The organism is Streptomyces sp. NPDC006450 (assembly GCF_040612195.1).
Taxonomy (GTDB): Bacteria; Actinomycetota; Actinomycetes; order Streptomycetales; family Streptomycetaceae; genus Streptomyces.
The window spans coordinates 1-24,964 of record NZ_JBEXPT010000098.1; the positions used below are offsets into that span (position 1 = coordinate 1).

Annotated in this window: 23 protein-coding genes and 1 riboswitch; of the genes, 17 read left to right on the forward strand and 6 right to left on the reverse strand. The window is 71.0% G+C overall.

Annotated elements, in window-relative coordinates:
* Window positions 1-174 precede the first annotated feature (174 nt).
* The 10 genes from ABZY57_RS24560 to ABZY57_RS24605 all read left to right on the forward strand — a co-directional run bounded on the left by ABZY57_RS24560 (window position 175) and on the right by ABZY57_RS24605 (window position 10,831).
* The gene (locus tag ABZY57_RS24560) at window positions 175-765 is read left to right on the forward strand and encodes a CDP-alcohol phosphatidyltransferase family protein (RefSeq protein ID WP_356515306.1); all 591 of its coding nucleotides are present in this window, start codon (window positions 175-177) and stop codon (window positions 763-765) included.
* Window positions 766-864: 99 nt separating this feature from the next.
* Window positions 865-3,360, forward strand: a complete 2,496-nt coding sequence (locus ABZY57_RS24565) for a mannose-1-phosphate guanyltransferase (protein ID WP_356515308.1) — start codon at window positions 865-867, stop codon at window positions 3,358-3,360.
* Window positions 3,361-3,491: 131 nt separating this feature from the next.
* Window positions 3,492-4,394, forward strand: a complete 903-nt coding sequence (locus tag ABZY57_RS24570; protein WP_356515310.1) for a DUF881 domain-containing protein — start codon at window positions 3,492-3,494, stop codon at window positions 4,392-4,394.
* Window positions 4,391-4,723 carry a small basic family protein gene (locus tag ABZY57_RS24575; RefSeq protein ID WP_356515312.1) on the forward strand — a complete coding sequence of 111 codons (333 nt, stop codon included), beginning with the start codon at window positions 4,391-4,393 and terminating at the stop codon, window positions 4,721-4,723. The genes ABZY57_RS24570 and ABZY57_RS24575 overlap by 4 nt, the downstream gene beginning before the upstream one ends.
* Window positions 4,724-4,728: 5 nt before the next feature.
* Entirely contained in the window at window positions 4,729-5,673 is a 945-nt protein-coding gene (locus ABZY57_RS24580) for a DUF881 domain-containing protein (protein ID WP_356515314.1), read from the forward strand.
* A 483-nt stretch (window positions 5,674-6,156) separates the two neighbouring features.
* Entirely contained in the window at window positions 6,157-6,696 is a 540-nt protein-coding gene (locus tag ABZY57_RS24585) for an FHA domain-containing protein (RefSeq protein ID WP_274547808.1), read from the forward strand.
* 19 nt (window positions 6,697-6,715) lie between these two features.
* The gene (locus ABZY57_RS24590) at window positions 6,716-7,489 is read left to right on the forward strand and encodes a MerR family transcriptional regulator (RefSeq protein ID WP_356515316.1); all 774 of its coding nucleotides are present in this window, start codon (window positions 6,716-6,718) and stop codon (window positions 7,487-7,489) included.
* Between the two features lie 108 nt (window positions 7,490-7,597).
* A complete protein-coding gene (locus tag ABZY57_RS24595; protein ID WP_030009777.1) occupies window positions 7,598-8,071 on the forward strand; it encodes a bifunctional nuclease family protein in 474 nt (157 codons plus the stop codon).
* Between the two features lie 180 nt (window positions 8,072-8,251).
* Window positions 8,252-8,908, forward strand: coding sequence for a MerR family transcriptional regulator (locus ABZY57_RS24600; RefSeq protein ID WP_356515319.1), 657 nt, complete (start codon window positions 8,252-8,254; stop codon window positions 8,906-8,908).
* Between the two features lie 177 nt (window positions 8,909-9,085).
* Entirely contained in the window at window positions 9,086-10,831 is a 1,746-nt protein-coding gene (locus ABZY57_RS24605; protein ID WP_356515321.1) for a DNA polymerase IV, read from the forward strand.
* 639 nt (window positions 10,832-11,470) lie between these two features.
* Here the strand turns inward: ABZY57_RS24605 and ABZY57_RS24610 are convergent.
* Window positions 11,471-11,836 (reverse strand): PRC-barrel domain-containing protein, encoded by a 366-nt coding sequence (locus ABZY57_RS24610; RefSeq protein WP_356515323.1) that lies wholly within the window; start codon window positions 11,834-11,836, stop codon window positions 11,471-11,473.
* 119 nt (window positions 11,837-11,955) lie between these two features.
* Window positions 11,956-12,054, forward strand: a riboswitch (glycine riboswitch).
* Between the two features lie 198 nt (window positions 12,055-12,252).
* Here ABZY57_RS24610 and gcvP point away from each other — a divergent pair.
* Window positions 12,253-15,138, forward strand: coding sequence for an aminomethyl-transferring glycine dehydrogenase (gene gcvP, locus ABZY57_RS24615; RefSeq protein WP_356515325.1), 2,886 nt, complete (start codon window positions 12,253-12,255; stop codon window positions 15,136-15,138).
* An 84-nt stretch (window positions 15,139-15,222) separates the two neighbouring features.
* Here gcvP and ABZY57_RS24620 read toward each other — a convergent pair whose 3' ends face one another.
* Window positions 15,223-15,429 carry a DUF5999 family protein gene (locus tag ABZY57_RS24620; RefSeq protein WP_356515327.1) on the reverse strand — a complete coding sequence of 69 codons (207 nt, stop codon included), beginning with the start codon at window positions 15,427-15,429 and terminating at the stop codon, window positions 15,223-15,225.
* 269 nt (window positions 15,430-15,698) lie between these two features.
* Window positions 15,699-16,319, reverse strand: coding sequence for a hypothetical protein (locus tag ABZY57_RS24625; RefSeq protein WP_356515329.1), 621 nt, complete (start codon window positions 16,317-16,319; stop codon window positions 15,699-15,701).
* 513 nt (window positions 16,320-16,832) lie between these two features.
* Between ABZY57_RS24625 and ABZY57_RS24630 the strand changes: the two genes are divergently transcribed.
* Window positions 16,833-18,368 (forward strand): glutamate-cysteine ligase family protein, encoded by a 1,536-nt coding sequence (locus ABZY57_RS24630; RefSeq protein WP_356515331.1) that lies wholly within the window; start codon window positions 16,833-16,835, stop codon window positions 18,366-18,368.
* Window positions 18,369-18,553: 185 nt separating this feature from the next.
* Window positions 18,554-19,297: a CPBP family intramembrane glutamic endopeptidase gene (locus ABZY57_RS24635; RefSeq protein WP_356515345.1), complete on the forward strand. Its 744-nt coding sequence runs from the start codon at window positions 18,554-18,556 to the stop codon at window positions 19,295-19,297.
* A 67-nt stretch (window positions 19,298-19,364) separates the two neighbouring features.
* Here ABZY57_RS24635 and ABZY57_RS24640 read toward each other — a convergent pair whose 3' ends face one another.
* Window positions 19,365-20,183, reverse strand: coding sequence for a PhzF family phenazine biosynthesis isomerase (locus ABZY57_RS24640; RefSeq protein WP_356515333.1), 819 nt, complete (start codon window positions 20,181-20,183; stop codon window positions 19,365-19,367).
* Between the two features lie 208 nt (window positions 20,184-20,391).
* Between ABZY57_RS24640 and ABZY57_RS24645 the strand changes: the two genes are divergently transcribed.
* Window positions 20,392-21,012 carry a PadR family transcriptional regulator gene (locus ABZY57_RS24645; RefSeq protein WP_356515335.1) on the forward strand — a complete coding sequence of 207 codons (621 nt, stop codon included), beginning with the start codon at window positions 20,392-20,394 and terminating at the stop codon, window positions 21,010-21,012.
* 115 nt (window positions 21,013-21,127) lie between these two features.
* Here the strand turns inward: ABZY57_RS24645 and ABZY57_RS24650 are convergent, their stop codons facing one another.
* Entirely contained in the window at window positions 21,128-21,556 is a 429-nt protein-coding gene (locus tag ABZY57_RS24650; protein WP_266910679.1) for an SRPBCC family protein, read from the reverse strand.
* 192 nt (window positions 21,557-21,748) lie between these two features.
* Between ABZY57_RS24650 and ABZY57_RS24655 the strand changes: the two genes are divergently transcribed.
* Window positions 21,749-22,708: a DMT family transporter gene (locus tag ABZY57_RS24655; RefSeq protein ID WP_356515337.1), complete on the forward strand. Its 960-nt coding sequence runs from the start codon at window positions 21,749-21,751 to the stop codon at window positions 22,706-22,708.
* 165 nt (window positions 22,709-22,873) lie between these two features.
* Entirely contained in the window at window positions 22,874-23,929 is a 1,056-nt protein-coding gene (locus ABZY57_RS24660) for an EamA family transporter (RefSeq protein WP_356515339.1), read from the forward strand.
* On the opposite strand, the gene ABZY57_RS24665 is transcribed toward ABZY57_RS24660, so the two are convergent.
* On the reverse strand, window positions 23,916-24,611 hold the full coding sequence (locus ABZY57_RS24665) for a pyridoxamine 5'-phosphate oxidase family protein (protein WP_356515341.1): 696 nt from the start codon (window positions 24,609-24,611) through the stop codon (window positions 23,916-23,918). The two genes, ABZY57_RS24660 and ABZY57_RS24665, sit on opposite strands and share 14 nt — an antisense overlap.
* A gap of 37 nt (window positions 24,612-24,648) precedes the next feature.
* Here ABZY57_RS24665 and ABZY57_RS24670 point away from each other — a divergent pair.
* A partial coding sequence (locus ABZY57_RS24670) for a GntR family transcriptional regulator (RefSeq protein ID WP_356515343.1) occupies window positions 24,649-24,964 on the forward strand: 316 nt, incomplete at its 3' end.

Below are 24,964 nucleotides of genomic sequence, written 5' to 3' on the forward strand. Positions count from 1 at the left end.
GGGGGGACCCTGTGGGAGAGTAGGACGCCGCCGAACAATCATTGTGGGAAAGCCCCGCACCAGCCCTTACGGGTTCGGTGCGGGGCTTTTCTGCGATTACGGACCGGTGCACCGGCTCCTGTAGGGTCAGGGGGCATCGTTCGACATATCTACAGTCACAGTGGAGGCCCCCGGGTGGAGGTCCAGGAGACTCGGGTTCAGACTGACCGAATTTTCACCATTCCGAACATCCTGAGCATGGCGCGCCTCGCAGGCGTACCCCTGTTCCTGTGGCTGATCCTGGCCGAGCACGACGGCTGGGCTCTTGCCGTTCTCATGCTCAGCGGGATCAGCGACTACCTCGACGGGAAGCTGGCCCGGCGCTGGAATCAGATCAGCAGCCTCGGTCGGCTGCTGGATCCCGCCGCGGACCGGCTCTACATCCTGTCCACCCTGTTCGGTCTCACGTACCGCGAGATTCTGCCGCTGTGGCTCACCGGGGCGCTGCTCGCGCGCGAGCTGATGTTGCTGGTCATGGTCTGGATCCTGCGCCGGCACGGCTATCCGCCGCCCCAGGTCAACTTCCTCGGCAAGGCCGCGACCTTCAACCTGATGTACGCGTTCCCCTTCCTGCTGGTGAGCACCTGGTCGGGTTGGTTGGCCTGGATGGGGTCAGTTTTCGGATGGGCGTTCGCCGGATGGGGTACAACGCTCTATTGGTGGGCAGGAGTCCTTTACGTGGTGCAAGTCCGCCGGATCGTGAAGGCGGACGCCACGGCCGATTGAGCTCGCTCGGCGCCTGACTGACGCGGGGGAGTGGTCCAGTCACCGTCCGGGACGGGTGAGGTCGGCGATACGCCGTCTCTCAAGGAGGACTCTTCCGACATGAAGGCCGTCGTGATGGCCGGTGGCGAAGGCACTCGGCTTCGTCCCATGACCTCAAGCATGCCCAAGCCGCTCCTGCCGGTGGCGAACCGGCCGATCATGGAGCATGTGCTCAGGCTGCTCAAGCGGCATGGGCTCAGCGAGACCGTGGTCACCGTGCAGTTCCTGGCTTCACTCGTCAGGAACTATTTCGGTGACGGCGAGGAGCTCGGTATGGAGCTCACCTATGCCAACGAAGAGAAGCCACTCGGTACCGCAGGCAGCGTGAAGAACGCCGAGGAGGCTCTGAAGGACGACACGTTCCTCGTCATCTCCGGCGACGCGCTCACCGACTTCGACCTGACCGACCTGATCCGTTTCCACAAGGAGAAGGGCGGGCTCGTCACGGTGTGCCTGACCCGTGTGCCGAACCCGCTGGAATTCGGCATCACCATCGTGGACGAGGAAGGCAAGGTCGAGCGTTTCCTGGAGAAGCCGACCTGGGGACAGGTGTTCTCGGACACCATCAACACCGGCATCTACGTCATGGAGCCGGAGATCTTCGACTACGTCGACGCGGACGTGTCGGTGGACTGGTCCGGTGACGTCTTCCCGCAGCTGATGAAGGAAGGCCGGCCCATCTACGGCTACGTCGCCGAGGGCTACTGGGAGGACGTCGGCACGCACGAGAGCTACGTCAAGGCCCAGGCCGACGTACTCGAGGGCAAGGTCCAGGTCGACATGGACGGCTTCGAGATCTCCCCCGGCGTGTGGATCGCCGAAGGGGCCGAGGTGAGCCCGGACGCGGTGCTGCGCGGACCGCTGTACATCGGGGACTACGCCAAGGTCGAGGCCGGAGTGGAGATCCGCGAGCACACCGTCGTCGGATCCAACGTCGTCGTGAAGAGCGGCGCGTTCCTGCACAGGGCCGTCGTGCACGACAACGTGTACATCGGGCCGCACAGCAATCTCCGCGGCTGTGTCATCGGCAAGAACACCGACATCATGCGGGCCGCCCGGATCGAGGACGGGGCCGTCATCGGCGACGAGTGCCTCGTGGGCGAGGAATCGATCATCCAGGGCAACGTCCGGGTCTACCCCTTCAAGACGATCGAGGCGGGCGCCTTCGTCAACACCTCGGTCATCTGGGAGTCCCGGGGGCAGGCACATCTGTTCGGCGCGCGCGGGGTCACCGGGATCCTGAACGTGGAGATCACCCCGGAGCTGGTGGTCCGGTTGGCCGGTGCCTATGCGACGACCCTGAAGAAGGGGGCGACGGTCACCACGGCCCGCGACCACTCCCGTGGCGCGAGAGCGCTCAAGCGGGCCGTGATCTCGGCGCTCCAGGCCAGCGCCATCAACGTCCGGGACCTGGAGAACGTACCGCTGCCCGTGGCGCGGCAGCAGACCGCGCGCGGCAGCGCCGGAGGGATCGTGCTGCGGACCTCACCGGGAGTGCCGGACTCGGTCGACATCATGTTCCTCGACGAGCGCGGGGCGGACCTCTCCCTCCAGCAGCAGCGCAAGCTCGACCGGGTCTACGCGCGCCAGGAGTACCGGCGTGCGTTCCCCGGAGAGATCGGCGACCTGCAGTTCCCGGGAAGCGTCTTCGACGCCTATACCGGTTCGCTGCTGAGGCGCGTGGACACCACCGGGGTCGCTGACTCCGGGCTCAAGGTGGTCGTGGACGCCTCCAACGGCAGCGCCGGCCTGGTACTGCCCAGCCTGCTGGGCCGGCTCGGTGTGGACGCCCTCACCGTCAATCCGGGGCTCGACGAATCCCGGCCCACGGAGACGGCCGAATCCCGCAGGGCGGGACTGGTGAGGCTCGGGGAGATCGTGGCGTCCTCGCGGGCCGCCTTCGGGGTGCGCTTCGACCCGGTGGGCGAGCGGATCTCCCTGGTGGACGAGCGCGGCAGGATCATCGAGGACGACCGGGCCCTGCTGGTGCTGCTCGACCTGGTGGCCGCCGAGAAGCGCAGCGGCAAGGTGGCGCTGCCGGTGACCACGACCCGGATCGCCGAGCAGGTGGCGGCGTACCACGGGACCCAGGTGGAGTGGACGACGACCTCGCCCGACGATCTGACCCGGGTGGGCCGGGCGGAGAACACCATCTTCGGCGGTGACGGGCGGGGCGGATTCATCGTCCCCGAGTTCAGCAGCGTCTTCGACGGATCGGCTGCCTTCGTGCAGCTGATCGGGCTGGTGGCGCGGACGCAGCTCACGCTCAGCCAGATCGATGCCCGGATCCCGCGGGCGCACGTGCTCAAGCGGGACGTGCCGACCCCGTGGGCGGTGAAGGGGCTCGTCATGCGGCGGGTCGTGGAGGCGGCCGGGGACCGGCAGGTGGACACCACCGACGGGGTGCGGGTCGTGGAGGCCGACGGGCGGTGGGCCCTGGTGCTGCCGGACCCGGCCGAGGCGGTCACCCACCTGTGGGCGGAGGGACCCGACGACGCGTCCGCCCAGGCGCTGCTGGACGGCTGGGCAGCGGTCGTGGACGGCGCCGGGCACTGAGCCCGCACGGAGCCGGTTCAGGCCGCAACGCAGCGGCGTAGGGACGGACGTCCGGTGGAGCGGGCGGGGCGAAGGCCCCGTCCCGTCCACCGGACGTCCGCATTCGGTGGGAGCGGCGCCGACATGCGACGATGTGCGGCATGTCGCAGCCGTCCCACAACCGCAGTTCGGCACCTCCGGCGCGGCCGGACGCTTCCATGTCGCTGCTGACGCACGTGATGGACCACTCCCTCGACGAGGGCTACGCGGAGGCTTCGGCCCGGCGCGAGGCCGAGGGCACGTCCGGCCTGCCGCGGACCCTCAAGGCCAAACTGGGTCTCGCCGCCGGGCTCGTGCTCGCCGCCATGGTCGTCACCCTGGGCGCCGCGCAGGCGCGGGCGACCGCGCCGGTGCTGGCCAAGGAACGTCATGAGCTCATCGACCGCGTCGAGCGGGCCGACGCGCACGCGGACGGACTGGAGCGGGACATCGACGGGCTGCGGGACGCCGTCGCCGACCGGCAGCGCGAGGCGCTCAAGCAGCACGGCGGCGAACAGGGCCAGCTCGTGGCGCTGCTGTCCGGGGCCACCGAGGTGCACGGGCCCGGGATCAAGCTGACGGTGGACGACGCGAAGGGCTCGACGACCGCGGACGGCTCCGCGCCGCGCGAGAGCGCCGGATTCTCGGACACCGGGCGGCTCCGCGACCGCGATATGCAGAAGATCGTCAACGGGCTGTGGCAGTCGGGGGCGGAAGCGATCTCGATCAACGGGCAGCGGCTGACGTCCCTCTCGGCGATCCGGGCCGCGGGTGACGCGATACTGGTCGACAACAGGCCGCTGGTGCCGCCGTACGAAGTGCTGGCGATCGGCGACAAGAAGCGCCTCGGGACCGCGTTCCAGGACTCCGCGGACGGCCAGTACCTGCACGTGCTGCAGGAGAACTACGGCATCCGCTACTCCTTGTCGTCCGAGGCCGAGGTGCGCCTTCCGGCCGCGTCGAGCCTGACCGTACGAACGGCTACAGCAGCAGAGCAGCAGAAGGGTGCATCGTGATCGCGGTACTGGGCCTCGTGGTCGGAGTGGTGGTCGGACTTCTCGTCCGGCCCGAAGTGCCGGCCGTGGTGGAGCCTTATCTGCCGATCGCCGTGGTCGCGGCGCTGGACGCGGTGTTCGGAGGCCTGCGCGCGATGCTGGACGGCATCTTCGTGGACAAGGTCTTCGTGGTGTCGTTCCTGTCGAACGTGGTCGTGGCGGCGCTGATCGTCTTCCTCGGCGACAAGCTGGGGGTCGGCTCCCAGCTGTCCACGGGTGTGGTCGTCGTCTTCGGCATCCGCATCTTCTCCAACGCCGCGGCCATCCGCCGGCACGTGTTCCGGGCGTGAGGCCGATGAGTACGAACGACACCCCGCCCGAGGAGCCCGGGGCCGCGGCCCAGCGGCCGAAGGCACAGCCTCCGCTGGAGCCGCCGAGCGGGCCGGTGGGCCAGGAGCCCCGGCCCGGGCAGCAGGAGCGGGGCCGGGAGGAGACCGGACAGGCGCCGGTCGACGACGCGCCGACCGGGTACGTGCCCACCGGGCCCGCGCAGACGACGCCCGAGCAGAGCGCGCCCGAGCAGACCGGCCGGCAGCGGCTGGCGGACGGGCTGTGGCCGCCGCGGGTGAGCCGTGCCCAACTGATCGTCGCGGTGCTGCTGTTCGTCCTGGGGCTCGGTCTGGCCATCCAGGTACGGTCGAACAGCGACTCCAGCGCGCTGCGCGGGGCCCGTCAGGAGGACCTCGTACGGATCCTCGACGAGCTGGACGGGCGGACCAAGCGGCTGGAGGACGAGAAGCAGACGCTCGAAGACCAGCGGCGGGAGCTCGAGAGCAGTTCCAACCAGGCCGAGGAGGCCCGGAAGCAGACCGTGGAGAAGGAGCGCCAACTCGGGATCCTGGCCGGTACGGTGGCCGCGCAAGGGCCGGGGATCGTGCTGAAGATCACGGACCCCAAGGGCCAGGTGCAGTCGGACAAGCTGCTGGACACCCTCCAGGAGCTGCGGGCGGCCGGGGCCGAGGCGATCCAGATCAACGGGGTGCGGATCGTGGCGGACTCGTACTTCTCGGACGAGGAGGACGGGGTCGCGATCGACGGTAGGAAGGTCACACAACCCTATGAGTTCAAGGTGATCGGCAAGCCGCAGGACCTGGAGCCGGCGCTCAACATTCCCGGTGGCGTCGTCCAGTCGCTGGAGAAGGAGCAGGCGGTCGTCAGCGTCACACGTCCGGCGAAGATCGTTGTGGATGCCTTGCGGGCTGCGAAGCAGCCTGACTACGCTCGGTCGTCATCGTCGTGACGCGGGAGGTGCGCGAGACCGGCTCATGCGGGCGCATGCCTGCGGGGGGTCGACGCACCGAAGTCGCGGTGCGTGGTGGAAACTGTCTGATGGTTACGGACGTTGTAAGTATGTCCGGGTCGGCAGGTGTTGCATTCGGAGTTCGTCCTGCCCCACGGGCGGGTCTGTTTCGGTCAAGGGGAATCGCCCGTGAAGTTGTTTGAGAAGTTGTTCGGCAAGAAGAACCGCGAGGACAGTGGTGCGGCCAGGCACCGCGCGGGGCATGGCGACGTGGAAGGGCAGGGCGACCGGCCGCTCTTCCGCGACGAGGTCGCCGGGGCGGGTGACATTTCGGGCGCGCACGGCGCGTCGACTGTTGACCCTGCCGGTACCGGACGCATAGGTTTCGGTGAACCATCAACCTCAAGTACGGGTGGAGGGTTTGCCCCCGACCCGTATGCCACCAATGCCTCCGCGGGGCAGCCGCGGCGCGAGGAGCCGTCCATGTCGGCCGAGCAGATTTGCAGCAGGTGCGGGCACCGCAGCGATGCGGCGAGCCGGTTCTGCTCCAACTGCGGGGCGCCGCTGCGGGCGGGTCTGACGCCGGAGCGTGCCTCGGAGACCACGTCCACCATCTCGATCTCGGGCCTGGAGGCCTACGAGGCCGAGGTGTCGGGACAGACGCACGTGTCGTCCTCGCTGTCCCCCGAGGCCCAGGCCGCGGTGGAAGCGCTGCCCCCGGGTTCCGCCCTGCTGATCGTGCGGCGCGGCCCGAACTCCGGCAGCCGGTTCCTCCTGGACGGTGAGCTGACGACGGCCGGCCGGCACCCGCAGAGCGACATCTTCCTGGACGACGTCACCGTCTCCCGGCGCCATGTCGAGTTCCGCAGGAGTCACGACGGTTTCACCGTCTCCGACGTCGGCAGCCTCAACGGCACGTACGTGAACCGTGAACCGATCGACTCCGTCGCCCTGCACAACGGCGACGAGGTGCAGATCGGCAAGTACCGGCTGGTCTTCTACGCGAGCCTGCGGGGGCACTGACCCTTCAAGGGAAGGTCCCATGCTGCGTATCCCGGCAGGCGGTGCCGCCAAGAGCGGCACCGCCACCGCCGCCTCCTCGGGCGTGCGGCTGGTGAGCATCGGCACGGTGCTCACGATGCTGCGTGACGAGTTCCCCGAAGTCACGATCTCGAAGATCCGTTTCCTGGAGGCGGAAGGGCTCGTCGAGCCCCGGCGCACACCTTCCGGATATCGCAAGTTCAGCACCGACGACGTGGAGCGCCTCGCCCACGTCCTGCGGCTCCAGCGCGACCACTACCTTCCGTTGAAAGTCATCCGCGAGCAGCTCGACGCGCTCGCACGGGGCGAGCAGATCCGTATCCCGGCGCCCACCGCGCACGGGGAGTCCGTCGATCCCGCGAGCCCCGTCGCCCTCTACGGCGAGGTGGGCCGGGAGCGGCCGACCGCGGCCCGGGTGGGCCGGGCCGAGCTGCTCGCCGCCGCGGAGGTGGACGAGGTCCAGCTCGTGGAGTGGGAGTCCTACGGGCTCATCGCGGAGGCGCCCGGCGGCGGATTCGACGCCGAGGCCGTCACCGTGGCCCGTCTGGTGGCCGATCTCGGCCGATTCGGTCTGGAGCCGCGCCACCTGCGCGCGATGAAGGCCGCCGCCGACCGGGAGGCCGGTCTGGTGGAGCAGGTCGTCTCGCCGCTGCGCCGGCACCGCAATCCGCAGACCAGGGCCCATGCGGAGGCCACCATGAAGGAACTCGCGGGGCTTTCCGTACGGCTGCACGAGGCCCTCGTACAAACTGCTCTCGGCGTGCGGCTGCACTGATGCCACGGGGGTTTTAGGGCCGACTTCGGGCGACTTCTGAGGGGCTTGGGGGCCGGCTTGGGGGAGCCCGACTACCCAAACATGCCGGGCAGGTCCTAGGGTTGCTGTGTGAACGAGCTCGACGTTGTGGGTGTCCGGGTGGAAATGCCCTCGAACCAACCGATCGTGCTCCTGCGTGAAGTGGGAGGCGACCGGTACCTCCCCATCTGGATCGGACCAGGGGAGGCGACCGCCATTGCCTTCGCGCAGCAGGGCATGGCCCCTGCCCGGCCTCTGACACACGACCTTTTCAAGGACGTGCTGGAAGCGATCGGCGAGGAGCTCACCGAAGTCCGGATCACGGATCTGCGGGAGGGCGTTTTCTATGCGGAGCTCGTCTTCGCCAGCGGAGTCGAGGTGAGCGCGCGGCCCTCCGACGCCATAGCGCTCGCCCTGCGGACCGGGACGCCGATCTACGGCAGCGACGGCGTGCTCGACGACGCCGGAATCGCGATCCCGGACGAGCAGGAGGACGAGGTGGAGAAGTTCCGCGAGTTCCTCGACCAGATCTCGCCAGAGGACTTCGGTACCGGCCCGCAGTGAGGCGCGGGTCGCGCCGTCCTCCCGGATATTTCAGCCCATTCGAGTAGCCTTTCCCCGCAATGGGGTACGGGAAACCACTCTCAGGGTGATTATCACTCGGCGTGCCGAGTGTGGCGATCGTTGACGCACCCCTGGTGACTGCCTACCTTCGAGATGGCAGGTCAAGGACGGAGGGTCGGCGTGAGAGTCACGGGCGACGGTATGACCGGGGGCATCCCCGCACGGAGTGACGGTGGGCCGTACCCGCTGCACGGTGGTGCGGTGAACTCCGCGCGCCGTCAGCCGGAGACCGCGCCGGTCGGTTCGGTGGGGCCGGTGGGGCCCCAGGGCGGCGAGTCCGCCCCCGAGCAGGTCGGATACCGAGGGCCGACGGCGTGTGCCGCGGCCGGCATCACGTACCGGCAGCTCGACTACTGGGCGCGGACCGGGCTGGTGGAGCCCACGGTGCGTCCCGCCTACGGGTCGGGGACGCAGCGCCTGTACAGCTTCCGGGACGTGGTCGTCCTCAAGATCGTGAAGCGCTTCCTGGACACCGGGGTGGCGCTGCAGAACATCCGCACCGCCGTGCAGCACCTGCGGGACCGGGGTTTCTCCGACCTGGAGCGGATGACGCTGATGAGCGACGGCGCCACCGTGTACGAGTGCACCTCGCCCGATCAGGTCGTCAGCCTGCTCCAGGGCGGCCAGGGGGTCTTCGGCATCGCCGTGGGCGTGGTCTGGCGCGATGTCGAGAACGCGCTGTCGCAGCTGCACGGGGAGCGCGTGGACACGGGCGAGACGGTGGTCGGGCACAACCCCGCCGATGAGCTGGCCGCCCGGAGGAACCGGGCCGTCTGAGGCGGCGGGCGGGGCCGGGGACGGGCCGGGTGGTCCGTCCGGTTCCCGGCGGGGCCTGCTCGCCCCGCCCGGAGTGCGGTTGCCGCAGGCGAGCCGCCCGCCTCGCCTGCTTTGGGTTCGGGCCGCCTGCGCCGGGGTTCGGGCCGATTGTCAGTGGTGTAGGGCAGCATCGGAGCTGTGAGAGCCGCGCCGACCATCCTGCACCTGGACATGGACGCCTTCTACGCCTCCGTGGAGCAGGCGTCGAAGCCGAGCCTGCGCGGCAAGGCCGTCATCGTCGGCGGGCTCGGGCCGCGCGGGGTCGTCGCCACCGCCTCCTACGAGGCCAGGCGGTACGGGGTGCATTCGGCCATGCCGATGGCCCAGGCGCGGCGGCTCTGCCCGAACGGCGCGTGCCTGATTCCGCGCTTCAGCCTGTACCGCGAGGTCAGCGACACGGTCATGGGGCTGCTGCGGGAACTGTCCCCGCTCGTCGAGCCGCTCAGCCTGGACGAGGCCTTCGTGGACCTGGAGGCGGGCGGCGTCGCCTTCGACGCGGAGGCCGCGCGGGCCGTGGGCGAGCGGCTGAGGGCCGACATCGCCGCCGCGACCGGGCTGAGCGGGTCGGTGGGGCTCGCGGGGTCCAAGATGCTGGCCAAGGTCGCCTCCGAGGAGGCCAAGCCGGCCGGGCTGCTGCTGATCGACGTCGGGACGGAGCGGGCACACCTCGCGCCGATGTCGGTACGGACCCTGCCCGGGGTGGGGCCGGCCACCGGGGAGCACCTGCGGCGGGCCGGGATCACCACGGTGGGGGAGCTGGCGGCGGCCGGTGAGGACGAACTGATCCGGATGGTGGGGCGCTCGCACGGGGTCGGGCTGTACCGGATGGCTCTGGGTGTGGACGAGCGGCCGGTGGTCGCCGAGCGCGATGCGAAATCCGTGTCCGTGGAGGACACCTTCGACGTGGACCTGCACGACCGGGTGCGGATCCGGAACGAGGTGCAGCGGCTCGCGGACCGGTGCGTGGAGCGGCTGCGCGGGTCGGGGCACTCGGGACGGACCATCGTGCTCAAGGTCCGGCGGTACGACTTCTCCACGCTGACGCGCTCGGAGACCCTGCGGGGACCTACGGACGACCCCGCGGTGGTGCGGGAGGCCGCGGCGCGGCTGCTGGAGTCCGTGGACACCACGGGCGGGGTGCGGCTGCTGGGGGTGGGCGTGACGGGGCTGGCGGACTACACGCAGGAGGACCTCTTCGCCTTCGCCGATGCGATGGCCGCGCGGGGCGGCGGCGCCGGGGACGAGGGGGTTGCCGTCGCCCCGGGGGCGGGCGCGGGCGCGGCCGCAGGGGTGCGTGCGGGGCGGATGCCTGCCGCCGCTGACGGGGCACAGGCGGCCCGGGGCGCGGATACCGGGCCGTGGCCGGGGGAGCGTGGCGGCCCAGGTCAGGGTGGGGCTGTGGCCGTCGCCGGGTCGGGGTCGGGTGAGCGCGTCGGGCAGAGCCAGGAGCAGGCGGCTGGTGAGGCCGTGGGGTCGGGGCCGGGGGAGAGCGGCGGGCAGGGCCCGGGCGCTCAGCAGGGCTTGGTGCAGGGCCAGGGGGCTGGGGCGGGGCAGCGTGAAGTTGCTGGGCAGGATCAGATCGCCCAGCAGGGGCAGGGGCAGGGTGAGGCCGCCGGGCACGGGCCAGGGGATGCCGGGGGTGTCGAAGGTGTGGTTGAGCGGCGGTGGGCGGCCGGGAGCGATGTGCGGCATGCGGTGTACGGGCCCGGGTGGGTGCAGGGCAGCGGGGTCGGGCGGGTGACCGTACGGTTCGAGCAGCCCGGATCCGAGCCGGGCCGGGTGCGGACGTTCCTGGTGGACGACCCGGATCTGGAGCCCTCCGATCCGATGCCGCTGGTCGGGGACCGGGCCGTGGGGGTCGGGGGCTCGACGGCTCCGGAGTGAGTCCGGGGGGGAAGGTCATTTTTTCGGCGTGCCGGGTGCCAGTGCCCGGGATCGCCCGCGGCACCGTTCGGGGACGGGAACCGTTCATTGCCGGGGGCGTGGGGGCGTGGGGGCGTGGGGGCGTGGGGGCCGGGCAACAGTTCGCTGCCTGGTAGCCCGTGCCTGCCGCCGAGTGTCGCCACGGCCCGCCTGGCGCCACTGGATGCCGCATGCACGCTGCTGGGTCATCGCTGCCTGCACTGTGGTGCTGCACCCGCTTGCCTGCTGCCGGTATCGGGCGCCCGCAGCTCGCCCGCTGGCCTCAACGCGCGCAGCTCGCGCCCGTCGGCCGTTTCCGTTGCCGGGTGCGCAGGGGCGGTCCTCTGGGCCCGTGGCCCGCGGCCTGCTGCGACGTGCTGGACGTCCACGGCCCACGGCCCGCCATCGGTCCGCTACCTCGCGCCTATCGCTGCCGCGGCCGAAAGCTGGGCTTCGACGGTGCGCTCAGCCCGACCGGTGCCTGGGCTGAGGACGCTGGGTGACCAGCGCCATGCTCGCGCGCCGCGAAACGGAAACGTCTGTCGGCGGGTGTCCGTAGCCGGGTGCTCGCGGATGGTGCCCGCTGCCGCGGTGGGCCGGTGGGCAGCGGGGGCGGGGGCGTCAGGGGGTGTCGGGGGTTGTGTGGCCGAAGTCGTGCTGGAAGTCGGACGGGAGGGCCAGGTCCAGGCCGTAGTGGTGGTAGAGCTGCAGCTCCTGTTCGGGGGAGAGGTGGCGGCCGACGCCGAAGTCGGGGGCGTCCTTGATGAGGGAGCGCTCGAAGGGCACGCGCAGGGTGTCGCCCACCATCTCGCTGGGCTCCAGCGGGACGAAGGCGTCCCGGCTGAAGAGTCCGGTGCGTACGGCGGCCCATTCCGGGACGCCCGTGGCATCGTCGAGGTAGACCTCGTCGACGGTGCCGATCTTGGTGCCATTGCGGTCAAACGCCTTGCGGCCGATCAGGCTGCGGGGATCGATGTCGGTCTGCACGGGCCGGTCCCTCCATCTGGGCGCAACTCCTCCGTAATGACTACAAAAGTGCATTTCCGGAGAGGGGGCCACTCGAGGGAGGCTTCCAGATCCTCGCTGGTAGGCTGGGTGACGGCTGTTGACCCTGTGCGGGAGAGTCCTCCGAGTGAGTGAGACGGAGGCGCCGAAGGAGCAAATCCTCCCCGGAATCTCTCAGGCATACGTACCGCACGTGGTGAGGCCACTCTGGAAAGCAGGTGCGGGTACCGGGCGCGCAGTGCCGGTCCCTCTCCTCACCGACGGTGAAAGCCGGATCTCGTGGGCGACCCCCGCGCGGCCCGGTGAAGCTCTCAGGTTGTGATGACAGAGGGGGAGGCCGTCCGGGTGCCCGCGCCGTGGTGCCCCTCGCAGGTCGTACGACCAGGAGGCCTCCGTACATGACCGCCAACCGCATTTCGCTCTCCCAGCTGGAGCGAGGCATCCCCTTCGAGCAGCGCCACATCGGCCCGGATGCCGAGGCGCAGGCGAAGATGCTCGCTCAGGTGGGCTACGGCTCCCTCGACGAGCTCACCGCAGCCGCGGTGCCGGATGTGATCAAGACCACTGACGCGCTGACCCTGCCCGAGGCGCGGACCGAGGCCGAGGTGCTCGCCGAGCTGCGTCAGCTCGCCGACCGCAACCAGGTCCTCACCTCCATGATCGGCCTGGGCTACTACGGCACCTTCACGCCGCCGGTGATCCTGCGCAACGTCATGGAGAACCCGTCCTGGTACACGGCGTACACGCCGTACCAGCCGGAGATCTCCCAGGGCCGCCTCGAAGCCCTGCTGAACTTCCAGACGGTCGTCGCCGAGCTGACCGGCCTGCCGACCTCCGGCGCCTCCCTGCTCGACGAGGGCACGGCGGCCGCCGAGGCCATGACCCTGGCCCGCCGCGTGGGCAAGGCCAAGGGCAATGTCTTCCTCGTCGACGCCGACGCGCTGCCGCAGACCATCGCGGTGATCGAGACCCGTGCGGAGCCGATCGGCATCGAGGTCGTGGTCGCGGACCTGTCCGACGGGATTCCGGCCGAGATCGCCGAGCGCGGCGTCTACGGTGTGCTCCTGCAGTACCCGGGTGCTTCCGGCGCCGTGCGGGAGATCAAGCCGGTCATCGAGCAGGCGCACGCCCTCGGTGCCATCGTCGCCGTCTCCGCCGACCTGCTCGCCCTGACCCTGCTGACCTCGCCGGGTGAGCTGGGCGCGGACATCGCGGTCGGCACCACCCAGCGCTTCGGCGTCCCGATGGGCTTCGGCGGACCGCACGCCGGCTACATGGCCGTCCAGGACAAGCACGCCCGGTCGCTGCCCGGCCGCCTCGTCGGCGTCTCCGTGGACGCGGACGGAAACAAGGCCTACCGCCTGGCGCTGCAGACCCGTGAGCAGCACATCCGCCGCGAGAAGGCCACCAGCAACATCTGCACCGCGCAGGTGCTCCTCGCCGTCATGGCCGGCATGTACGCCGTCTACCACGGCCCGGACGGGCTGCGGACGATCGCCCGCCGCACCCACCGCTACGCCGCCCTGCTCGCCGCCGGCCTGACGGCCGGCGGGGTCGAGATCGTGCACGGCGCCTACTTCGACACGATCACCGCGCGGGTCCCCGGCCGGGCCGCCGAGGTCGTGGCCGCGGCCCGCGAGGGCGGGGTCAACCTCTACCAGGTCGACGCCGACCTGGTCTCCGCCTCCTGTGACGAGACCACGCTGCGCGCCGACATCGACGCCGTGTGGGCGGCCTTCGGGGTCACCGCCGACGTGGAGGCGCTCGACGCCGCCACGGCCGACGCGCTTCCCGAGGGGCTGCTGCGCGAGGACGCGTACCTGACCCACCCGGTCTTCCACCAGCACCGGTCCGAGACGGCGATGCTGCGCTACCTGCGCAAGCTCTCCGACAAGGACTACGCGCTGGACCGCGGCATGATCCCGCTGGGCTCCTGCACCATGAAGCTCAACGCGACCACCGAGATGGAGTCGGTCACCTGGCCCGAGTTCGGCCAGCTGCACCCGTTCGCCCCGGTCGAGCAGGCCGAGGGGTACCTCACGCTCATCACCGAGCTGGAGGAACGTCTCTGCGAGGTCACCGGCTACGACAAGGTCTCCATTCAGCCGAACGCCGGCTCCCAGGGTGAGCTCGCCGGCCTGCTGGCCGTCCGTGCCTACCACCGGGCGAACGGCAACGAGCAGCGCACCGTCTGCCTCATCCCGTCCTCCGCGCACGGCACCAACGCCGCGAGCGCCGTGATGGCCGGCATGAAGGTCGTCGTCGTCAAGACCGCCGACGACGGCGAGGTGGACGCGGACGACCTGCGCGCCAAGATCGAGCAGTACCGCGACGAGCTCGCCGTGCTGATGATCACGTACCCCTCCACGCACGGTGTGTTCGAGGAGCACGTCGCCGACATCTGCGCCCAGGTGCACGACGCCGGCGGCCAGGTCTACGTGGACGGCGCCAACCTCAACGCCCTGGTGGGCCTGGCCAAGCCGGGTCACTTCGGCGGCGACGTCTCGCACCTGAACCTGCACAAGACCTTCTGCATCCCGCACGGCGGCGGCGGCCCGGGCGTCGGCCCGGTCGGTGTCCGGGCCCACCTGGCCCCGTACCTGCCCAACCACCCGCTCCAGCCGACCGCCGGTCCGGAGACGGGCGTCGGCCCGATCTCGGCCGCTCCGTGGGGCTCGGCGGGCATCCTGCCGATCTCCTGGTCGTACGTGCGCCTGATGGGCGGCGAGGGCCTCAAGCGCGCCACCCAGGTGGCCGTGCTCGGCGCCAACTACATCGCCAAGCGCCTGGAGCCGCACTACCCGGTGCTCTACACCGGCCCCGGCAACCTGGTCGCGCACGAGTGCATCATCGACATGCGCCCGCTGTCGAAGGCGACGGGCGTCAGCATCGACGACATCGCCAAGCGCCTGATCGACTACGGGTTCCACGCGCCGACCATGTCCTTCCCGGTCGCGGGCACGCTCATGATCGAGCCGACGGAGTCCGAGGACCTCGCCGAGATCGACCGCTTCTGCGACGCGATGATCGCCATCCGCGCCGAGATCGAGCGGGTCGCGGGCGGCGAGTGGCCGGTGGACGACAACCCGCTGGCCAACTCCCCGCACACGGCGGCGGCGCTGGGCGGCGAGTGGAACCACCCCTACACCCGCGACGAGGCCGTCTTCCCGGGCGGGGTGTCGGCCGCGGAGAAGTACTGGCCGCCGGTGCGCCGCATCGACGGTGCCTTCGGTGACCGGAACCTGGTGTGTTCCTGCCCGCCGCTGGACGAGTACGACAACTGACGCAGTCACATGACGCGGTGACGTGACGAAGGGGCCGGTCCGGGAGTTCTCTCCTGGACCGGCCCCTTTCGTTCGCGTCGTCGGCTAGGCCGCCTTCATCACCCGCGTCGCCGCGAGCGGGCGGTGCGGGGCGATGATCTGGCCGTCCGGCAGCAGCTCACCGGTGTCCTCGAAGAGCAGGACGCCGTTGCACAGCAGGCTCCAGCCCTGTTCCGGGTGAACGGCCACGGGGTGCGCGGCCTCCCGGTCGGCGGAGTCGGCGGACGGGCATGCTGGCTTGTGCTGGCACATGGATGCGTTCTTTCGCTGCGGTGTGGTCTGTGTGCTGCGGCTCGATGCGTTGTTCATGGCCGCCCCCCGTATCAACGACTTGGCTCGGTCAGAGTCCCCAGTGTTCCCCCACGACCTAGTGTCCGGAGGGATTTCCCAGCAGCTGTCCTCATAGATTGATGACGCATCACCCGTGCGGGCGGTTCAGCTCAACTCCCCTGTCATTTCGGATGGTTCGATGGGGGCCCGAGTGGGCTAGGCCGAATGGGCACATCCGGCCAGGGGCCGGATCAGGCGGCCGGCGCGGCCATGGAAGGCGGGACCGGGGGAGCCGTCGGCGTGAGCCGATGGGTCAGTACGGGCAGCAGTTCGGACACGGGGTGCGGCCGGTAGGCGGCGATGCCGGGCGGGGCGGGCGCCAGCGGGACCAGGAGGTCGGCGGCGGCCGGCAGTCCGGCGGAGGCGTCGGCTCCCACCGACCCGTGCAGCCACAGGGTCAGCATGTACAGCTCCGGTACGGACAGCAGCCGCGGCTGGTAGTTCTTCCCGAGCGATTCGGCCTGGCGCAGCGCACGTTCGGTGGCGGCGACGTAGGGGCCCTCGAAGAAGTGGGAGAAGGCCCACCCGTCGGGGGTCAGCCGGGTGTCGGCCGCCGCGACGTAGCGGTCGCCGCTGCGGATCAGGAACCGCCAGCCGGTCAGGCGGGTACGCGGCGGCCTTCCGTCGGCGGTGAGGCCGGAGACGTGCAGCCGGTCCAGGACGTGGACGGGCAGCGGCAGTTCGGCGGTCATCGGTCCCTGGAGGGCGCGCAGGGCCGGGGTGTGCGCCTCGTGGACGGCGGTGGGGGAGCCGAGGGCGGCGAGGACACTGCGCAGTGCGGGCGCGGGAGCCGGAGGGACGTGCAGCGGCATGGTGGGTCGCCTCTCGCTTGGGAGACCTGTGGAACGGGGCTTGTGCGGGGTGCGGACGACGCTGTCGCATTCTGGGGTCAGAGGAGGGCTGAGGGGCAATGGCCGCGCGCCAACTCTCTGCCTCGCATGCGGAGTTTATCCGACATGTGTTCACGCGGTGTTTCGGCTAGCGGTCCCGCCTATTGCCGACAAGGCGCTTACCGGTCCCGCTGACGTGGCATTCATGCCGGGTGCGCGCAAAATTTCCGCGCTGACCTCGGAGGTTACCGGATGGGGGCTCGGCTGAAAAGCGCCGGTTATCGATAACCGGCAAGGTCTACGCTGTATTTGCACAGGAGGCCTTGCCAGGTGAATGTGCCAAAGCACCTGTCGGCCAAACCGGCGCGCGCTCCCCGCCAGTCACGCCCCCTCCGCGTTATCGATCACGCCGCCGGGGCATCATCGACCGTAACGCGCGCCTGGGTGGCGGATCCATTCCACACCGGCCAGGCCCAGTCGAGGAGGGACGCTCCGATGGGGGAGAAGGTCGTGGCGGGCGGATTCGACCTGTCCGATCGGCAACGGTACCGGAGGAAGCTTCACGAGTGCCTGGAGGTACTGGAGCGACTTCTGGAGGAGAAGAGGTTCGATCGTCCCAAGAACATGATGGGGCTGGAGATCGAGTTGAATCTCGCGGGTGCCGACGGGTTGCCGAGAATGGTGAATGCGCAGGTGCTCGAACGTATTGCGAGCAACGATTTCCAGACCGAACTGGGAATGTTCAACCTGGAGGTGAACGTCCTCCCGCACCGGCTCGGCGGGCGGGTATTCGACCAGCTCGCCGAGGAACTGAGCGCGGGTCTCGGCTATGCCCACCGGCAGGCGCTGGAGGTCGACGCCGGGGTGGTCATGATCGGAATTCTGCCGACGATCTCCCGCGCCGACCTGGTCACCGCCAACCTCTCGGCGGTGGACCGCTACTCCCTGCTCAACGAGCAGATCCTCATGATGCGGGGCGAGGACTTCGTGCTCGACATCGACGGGGTCGAGCGGCTGACCTGGACCTCCGGGTCGATCGTGCCGGAGGCCGCCTGCACCTCCGTACAACTGCACCTGCAGGTGACCCCGGCCCGGTTCGCGGACGTGTGGAACGCGGCCCAGGCGGTGGCGGCCGTACAGATAGCAGTCGGCGCCAACTCGCCCTTCCTGTTCGGGCGGGAGCTGTGGCGGGAGTCGCGGCCGCCGCTCTTCCAACAGGCCACCGACACCCGGCCGCCTGAGCTCCAGGCGCAGGGGGTGCGCCCGCGCACCTGGTTCGGCGAGCGGTGGGTGGACTCGGCGTACGAGCTCTTCGCGGAGAACGTCCGCTACTTCCCGGCCCTGCTGCCGATCTGCGACGAGGAGGAGCCGCTGCGGGTGTTCGCCGAGGGCGGGGTGCCGAGCCTGCAGGAGCTGGTGCTGCACAACGGCACCGTCTACCGCTGGAACCGGCCCGTCTACGGGGTCGCCGACGGGGTGCCGCACCTGCGCGTGGAGAACAGGGTGCTGCCCGCCGGCCCGACGGTGGCCGACGTCGTCGCCAACGCGGCCTTCTACTACGGGCTGGTACGGACCCTCGCGGACGAGCAGCGCCCGGTGTGGAGCCGGCTGCCCTTCGCGGAGGCGGAGGCGAACTTCGACGCGGCCTGCCGCTACGGCATCGACGCCCGGCTGCGCTGGCCGCGCCGGGGCCGGGGCGGGGGACTGGCGAGCGTGCCGGCGGTACGGCTGGTGCTGGAGGAACTGCTGCCGATGGCGGCCGCCGGACTGGACGCATGGGGCATCGAGCCCGCCGACCGGGACCACTACCTCGGCATCATCGAGGAGCGGTGCCGGCGCCGGGTGAACGGAGCCACCTGGCAGGTGGACACGTACCACCGGGCGCTCGCGGGCGGGCTGGAGCGGGACGCGGCACTGGCCGCGACCACGCGCCGCTACAGCGAGCTGAGTCACCGGGGCGAACCCGTGCACACCTGGCCGGTGGGCCTGGGGGGTGGCGCCGCGGAGGCCGGAGCGGCGGCCGCGGACTGATTCCCCGTCCCGCCCGGTCCCGCCCGGTGATCCCCTTGCCCCGTCGAGGAGGCAGTATGGGGTGATCGGGGCGTGACGCCCCGCGAGATGTCGCAGCGGTGGCGGGACGGGAGACGGGCGTGCGGACGGAGCCGGAACCGGTGGTCGGGGAGCTCGAACTCGGCGAGGGTTCGAAGGAACGCAGGATGCTGCGCTCCGAGACGCTGCTCGTGCTCGCGCTGTCCCTGGGCGCGAGCAGCGTCTCCGCGCTCATCAGCTTCATCGGCTCGCTGACCAAGCCGGGCGGGCTCAAGGACCAGGCCGCCACGCTCAACGGCTCGTACGCCCCCGGGCGGCCCTGGCTGGACCTGGCCTGGCAGCTCTTCGGCATTGCGACCGCCCTCGTCCCGGTCCTGCTCGTCGCGCACCTGCTGACCCGTGAGGGCGCGCCCGGGCTGAAGGTGCTGGGCTTCGACCGCACCCGGCCCTGGTGGGACCTGGGCCGGGGAGCGGTCGTCGCCGCCGGCATCGGCAGCGCGGGGCTCGCCTTCTACCTGGGGGCGCGGGCGACCGGCTTCAACCTCACGGTGGTGCCGGAGGCGCTGCCCGACGTGTGGTGGAAGTTCCCCGTACTGATCCTCTCCGCGGTGCAGAACTCCGTGGTGGAGGAAGTCATCGTGCTGGCCTACCTGCTGCGCCGGCTCGACCAGCTCGGCTGGTCGCCGCTGGCCGCGCTGGCGGCCAGCTCCGTGCTGCGCGGCTCGTACCACCTCTACCAGGGCATCGGCGGATTCATCGGCAACATGGTGATGGGCGCGGTCTTCGTCCTCGCCTACCGGCGCTGGGGCCGCGTGGGGCCGCTGGTCGTCGCGCACGCGCTGCTCGACATCGTGGCCTTCGGCGGGTACGCCCTGCTGGCGGGCAAGGTGGACTGGCTCCCCACCCCGTAGGCCCTCAACCCCGTAGGCCCAGTCCGTAGGCGCACCGGTGTGCTCCCGTAGGTGCGCGCCCGGCCGCCTACGGTGCGCTGAGCAGCTCGCCGTCGACGACCGTGACCGCGCGCCCGATCAGCAGCGTGCGGTCGCCCAGCAGCCGGACACGGACGAGGCCGGTGCGGGCTCCGCCCTGAAGGCCGACCAGCTCCGTGCGGCCCAGCCGCTGCGCCCAGAAGGGGGCCAGCGCGGTGTGGGCGCTGCCGGTGACCGGGTCCTCGTCGATGCCGAACGCGGGGAAGAAGCCGCGCGAGACGAAGTCGTAGCCGCGGGAGGGGTCCTCGGCCGCCGCGGTCACGATGACCCCGCGCCGGGCGTAGCCGCGCAGGGCGGCGAGGTCCGGCGTGAGCTCCCGTACGGTCCGCTCGTCGGCCAGCTCCACCACGAGGTCCCCGATGTGCTCGGAGGTGTCGTGGACCGACGCGGCCGTGGCGCCCAGCGCGCGCTCCACGGCGGCGTCCGGCTCGACCTCGGTCAGGGAGGAGGTCGGGAAGTCCATGACCAGGGTCCCGTCCTCGGAGGCGGTGACCTTCAGGATTCCGCAGCGCGCCGAGAAGCGGACCGTCCCCGTGGCCAGGCCGCTGGTGGCCAGGACGTGGGCGGTGGCCAGGGTCGCGTGGCCGCACATGTCGACCTCCGCGGCCGGGGTGAACCAGCGCAGCGCCCAGTCCGCCTCGCCGCCGGGCGGGAGCGGATGGGCGAAGGCGGTCTCGGAGAGGTTGACCTCGGCGGCGACCTGCTGGAGCCAGGCGTCCCGGGGGAACCCGTCTTCGAGGAGCAGGACCCCGGCGGGGTTGCCGCCGAAGGGGCGGTCGGTGAAGGCGTCGACGATTCGGATGCGCATGTCCCCGACCGTAGGGACGCGGCGGAGCCTGCCGCAAAGGCCAATCCGGGATGACTGGACTGGTCGGGTGAGGGAGCGGCCCCGTCACTCGGCGGGGTGTTCGTTGAGGAAGTTTCCGATATATCGTTGACGCATCGCGATGGGTCAGTGATAGTGGAAGCGTCGCAACAGCGACAACGAGACACCGAATGACGAAAGGAGCGCAGTCATGCGTTCACACGGACAGCACGGGCACGGCCACGGACATGAGCACGGACGGGGTCACGGCCACTGCGGGCCGGACCGTCGGGAGGAGTTCCAGGGGCGGCGCGCCGCCTTCGGGCCGTTCGGGCCGCCCTTCGGCGGTGGGCCCTTCGGCGGGCGCGGCGGCCGCGGCGGACCGCGCGGCCGGGCCCGGCGGGGTGACGTTCGCGCCTCCATCCTGGCGCTGCTCACCGACCGGCCGATGCACGGCTACGAGATGATCCAGGAGATCGGCGAGCGCAGCGGCGGGGCGTGGAAGCCCAGCCCGGGGTCGGTCTACCCGACCCTGCAGCTCCTCGAGGACGAGGGCCTCATCACCAGCGAGAGCGAGGGCGGCAAGAAGCTGTTCACCCTCACCGACGCCGGCCGTACCGAGGCCGAGTCCGGCCCGGACGCCCCCTGGGCGGAGGTCGGCCGGGGCTTCGACTTCGAGGCGATGAACGAGGTCCGCACGGCCGGTTTCGGCCTGATGGAAGCCTTCGGCCAGGTCTTCAAGACCGGCACTCCCGCGCAGCGGGAGAAGGCCCTCGCCGTCATCAACGACACCCGCAAGAAGCTCTACCTGATCCTGGCCGACGAGCACTGAGTGCCCGTCGGCGGGACCTCCCGCACGCGACGGCGCGCCCCGCGAGGCTTCTCGAGGGGCGCGCCGTCGTATGTCTGCGTGCGGGCGTACGGACCTGCTCGACCGGAAGCGGTGCTCAGGCGACCAGGCCGGAGAGCTTGCGGAGCGACTCGTTCAGGGCGGCGGTGGCGGAGTCCTTGAGCTTGCCCGCCATGAGGGAGACCGCGGCGCCGGTGAACTCGCCGTCGATGCGGACGGTGGTGGCCCCGCCGTCCGGGATCAGGGTGTAGCGGGTCAGGACGGCCACGCCCATCGGGCCCTTGCCGGTGATCGCGAAGACGCGCTCGTCCTCCAGCTCCGAGACCGTCCACAGGACCTCGGCGGGGAAGCCCATCATCTTCATGTTCTCGGCGAAGGTGGAGCCCACCGCGAGGGTCTCGGGGCCGCCCTTGGGGAAGTTGGTGTGGGTCATGCTCCACTGGCCGTAAGCGTCCCAGTCGGTCAGCTGGGACCAGAGCTTCGCGGCGGACGCCTCGATGCGTGATTCCGCGGTGACTTCAGCCATGCGACCACCCCTTCTCGTCAGGTACGTGCGGCGGAAGGTAGTCCCGGCGGAGCCAACATTCAAGACTGACGACCTGTCAGATAATGGGGAACGGGACGCGTCGGGACCCGGACGGTGTCGGACGGGTCTCGGGAGCGTCTCAACAGGTGTCACGGTCCCGTCGCTCCTGACGGGCCCTGTCATGATGTCCGAATGCAAGCGTCAGGGAGACATGCCGGACTGGGCCTCGCCCTCATTTCGGCGATCGCGTTCGGTGGTTCGGGTGTGGCGGCGAAGCCGCTGATCGAGGCGGGTCTGGACCCGCTCCACATGGTCTGGCTCAGGGTGGCCGGTGCGGCGCTCGTGCTGTCACCGCTGGCCTGGCGCCATCGCGATCTCGTACGCCGCAAACCCCTGCTGCTCGCGGGCTTCGGGCTCATCGCCGTGGCCGGGGTCCAGGCCTTCTACTTCGCTTCGCTGTCCCGGATCCCGGTCGGCGTGGCCCTGCTGCTGGAGTACCTCGGACCGGCGCTGCTGCTCGGCTGGATCCGCTTCGTGCAGCGCAGGCCCGTGACCCGGGCCGCCGCGGCCGGCGCCGCCGTGGCCGTCGTGGGTCTCGCCTGCGTGGTGCAGATCTGGGCCGGGCTGAGCCTCGACCTGCTCGGCGTGCTCCTCGGCCTCGCGGCCGCCTGCTGCCAGGCCTTCTACTTCGTCTTCGCCGACCAGGGCAGCGACGGGGACGACGTGCCCGACCCGATGGGCATGATCGCGTACGGCATGATCGTCGGCACCCTCGTGATGACCGTGATCGCCCGGCCCTGGCAGATCGACTGGCAGGTACTGGGCGGCGACGCGGCGCTCGGGGACCTGATGGTGCCCGCGCCGGTGCTGCTCGGCTGGGTGGTGCTGATCGCGACCGTCTTCGCGTACCTGACCGGCGTGGTCTCCGTACGCAAGCTGTCGCCGCAGGTCGCGGGCGTGGTGGCCTGTCTGGAGGCGGTCGTGGCGACCGTACTGGCCTGGGTGCTCCTCGGCGAGCACCTCTCGACCTGGCAGATCATCGGCGGTGCGCTGGTGCTGGGCGGGGCCTTCATCGCGCAGACCTCCCGGAAGGTGGCCCCCGGGGTCGCGGAGCCGGTGGCGGCCCTGGACCGCGATCCGAGCAAGGTCTAGGATCTCGATCATGCTGTCGACCGTGCTTCCGCCTCCCGCCGCCTAGCGCGGGCGGCTGCCACCACGTAGGAGAACCCGGCCCGGGCCGTGACCCGGGCGGATTCGCGCTGCCCGCGAAGCGATGACCTGCTCCTTTCATCCTTCACGCACGCGCGGAGATCTCTCGTGTCGATCCAGTCGGACCAAACGCCCGCCACCGGGCGCAGCCTGCTCTTCCTCGTCATCGCCGGAACCGCTTGGGGCACGGCGGGGGCGGCGGCCTCGCTGCTCTACCTCGCCAGTGACCTCGGGCCGCTCGCCCTGTCGTTCTGGCGGTGCGCGGGCGGGCTGGCGGTGCTGCTCGCGGTACTCGCCGTACGTCGCCGCCCGCGGGGCGGCGCTGCCGGGGCCGGCGCCGTCCGGGCGGCCGGCGCCGTCCGGGCGGGCGCCGTCCGGGCGCGGGCCTCGGTGGGGTCGCTGATCGGGACCGGGCTGATGTTCACCCTCTTCCAGTCCGCGTACTTCGCCGCCGTGCGCGAGACCGGCCTCGCCGTGGCCACCGTGGTCACCCTCGGATCCGGGCCCGTGCTCATCGCGCTCGGGGCCCGGTACTGGATGGGGGAGCGGCTCGGCCGGGGCGGGATCCTCGCGGTCGGCGGGGCGCTGGCGGGGCTGGCCGTACTCGTCCTCGGCAGCGGCGGCGGCGAGGTGCGGCCGCTCGGCGTCGGATGGGCGCTGCTGTCGGCCGCCGGCTACGGGGCCATGACCCTGCGGGCCCGGCTGCTCGGACGGCGCGGGACCGGCGGGGACCCGCTGGTCACCACCGTCTGGTCGGTCGGGGTGGGCACGGTGTGCCTGTTGCCGTTCGCCCTGGTGGAGGGGCTGATGCCGCACACCGCGGAGCCCGTCCGGGTGCTCTGGCTGCTCGCCTACATGGCCACCGTGCCGACCGCGCTGGCCTACGCGCTCTACTTCAGCGGGGCCGCCGCGGTGCGGGCCGCGACGGTGTCCGTGATCATGCTGATCGAGCCCGTCGGCGCGGCGGCGATCGCCGTCCTGGTGCTCGGGGAGCGGCTGACCGGGCCGGTGGTGCTGGGCACCGTACTCCTGCTGACGGCGGTCGGGGCGCTGATCGCCGCCGAGTCGCGGCGGCCGGAGGAGACCGGGGATGCGGACGCGCCGGAGGACGGGCCGGAGGTCCGACCTGCCCCTGCCGGCGAGGTGGCCGTCAGAGCGCGCTGATGTAGTCCGGGACGGCGATGCCCTCGGTGAGGTCGGCGGCCGGGACCGGGATCCCGTACGCCGGCGCGACGGGGACCACGCCCGACCAGAACGGCAGCCCCAGGTCCTCGGGGTCGTCGTTCGGCCCGCCCGTACGGAGCTTCGCGGACACCTCGTTCAGGTCCAGGCGGATCACGGCCGTGGCCGCGAGCTCCTTGGCGTTCGCCGGCCGCGAGTCGACCGAGCGGCCCGGGACGACCTGGTCGACGAGGGCGTCGAGGGCGATCCTGCGCTCCTGCGGGTCGGTCACCTCGTAGGCGGTGCCCTGCACGACCACCGAGCGGTAGTTGAGCGAGTGGTGGAAGGCGGAGCGGGCCAGGACCAGGCCGTCGACGTGCGTCACGGTGAGGCAGACCGGCAGCCCCGGGTCGGCCTTGCCGGCCGCGAGGAGGGGGCGCGAGCCCGTGGAGCCGTGGATGTAGAGGGCCTCGCCGACCCTGCCGAAGAGGGTCGGCAGGACCACCGGGGCGCCGTCGCGGACGAAGCCGAGGTGGCAGACGTAGGCCTGGTCGAGTATCGAGTGCACGGTCTCGCGGTCGTAGCGCGCGCGGTCGCGGGACCGGGTCGGGACGGTACGTTCGGTGGGCGCGTAACCGGCGGCCGACGTCTCCGTGGTGGTCTCGGGGGCAGGTGTGGCGCTCATCGTGCGGACTCCGTTGTATTAGTGCATACTTGACTTTGTGCTAGGAGACTATCTGATCATCGGGCGGCGCGCATCGGAAATCGCCGCGAGTGTGGAAGCGGGCGTCGCCTCGGGCGCACTCGCACCGGGAGCGCTGTTGCCGCCGATGCGGGAGCTCGCGGGCGTCCTGGGGGTGAACCCCAATACCGTGGCCGCGGCCTACCGCACGCTGCGCGAGCGCGGGGTCATCGAGACCGACGGGCGGCGCGGCAGCCGGGTGCGGGCCCGCCCGGCGACCCCGCCGCCCCGCCCACTGCGGCTGGACGTCGCCGCGGGGGGGCGGGAGAGCGCCACGGCCAACCCGGACGTGCGGC

Excerpts from the sequence above, each read along its gene's own strand:
- ABZY57_RS24565 (WP_356515308.1), top strand. The coding sequence starts at position 865 with ATGAAGGCCGTCGTGATGGCCGGTGGCGAAGGCACTCGGCTTCGTCCC.
- ABZY57_RS24570 (WP_356515310.1), top strand. The coding sequence starts at position 3,492 with ATGTGCGGCATGTCGCAGCCGTCCCACAACCGCAGTTCGGCACCTCCG.
- ABZY57_RS24580 (WP_356515314.1), top strand. The coding sequence starts at position 4,729 with ATGAGTACGAACGACACCCCGCCCGAGGAGCCCGGGGCCGCGGCCCAG.
- ABZY57_RS24585 (WP_274547808.1), top strand. The coding sequence starts at position 6,157 with ATGTCGGCCGAGCAGATTTGCAGCAGGTGCGGGCACCGCAGCGATGCG.
- ABZY57_RS24590 (WP_356515316.1), top strand. The coding sequence starts at position 6,716 with ATGCTGCGTATCCCGGCAGGCGGTGCCGCCAAGAGCGGCACCGCCACC.
- gcvP (WP_356515325.1), top strand. The coding sequence starts at position 12,253 with ATGACCGCCAACCGCATTTCGCTCTCCCAGCTGGAGCGAGGCATCCCC.
- ABZY57_RS24620 (WP_356515327.1), bottom strand. The coding sequence starts at position 15,429 with ATGTGCCAGCACAAGCCAGCATGCCCGTCCGCCGACTCCGCCGACCGG.
- ABZY57_RS24625 (WP_356515329.1), bottom strand. The coding sequence starts at position 16,319 with ATGCCGCTGCACGTCCCTCCGGCTCCCGCGCCCGCACTGCGCAGTGTC.
- ABZY57_RS24630 (WP_356515331.1), top strand. The coding sequence starts at position 16,833 with ATGGGGGAGAAGGTCGTGGCGGGCGGATTCGACCTGTCCGATCGGCAA.
- ABZY57_RS24635 (WP_356515345.1), top strand. The coding sequence starts at position 18,554 with ATGCTGCGCTCCGAGACGCTGCTCGTGCTCGCGCTGTCCCTGGGCGCG.
- ABZY57_RS24640 (WP_356515333.1), bottom strand. The coding sequence starts at position 20,183 with ATGCGCATCCGAATCGTCGACGCCTTCACCGACCGCCCCTTCGGCGGC.
- ABZY57_RS24645 (WP_356515335.1), top strand. The coding sequence starts at position 20,392 with ATGCGTTCACACGGACAGCACGGGCACGGCCACGGACATGAGCACGGA.
- ABZY57_RS24650 (WP_266910679.1), bottom strand. The coding sequence starts at position 21,556 with ATGGCTGAAGTCACCGCGGAATCACGCATCGAGGCGTCCGCCGCGAAG.
- ABZY57_RS24655 (WP_356515337.1), top strand. The coding sequence starts at position 21,749 with ATGCAAGCGTCAGGGAGACATGCCGGACTGGGCCTCGCCCTCATTTCG.
- ABZY57_RS24665 (WP_356515341.1), bottom strand. The coding sequence starts at position 24,611 with ATGAGCGCCACACCTGCCCCCGAGACCACCACGGAGACGTCGGCCGCC.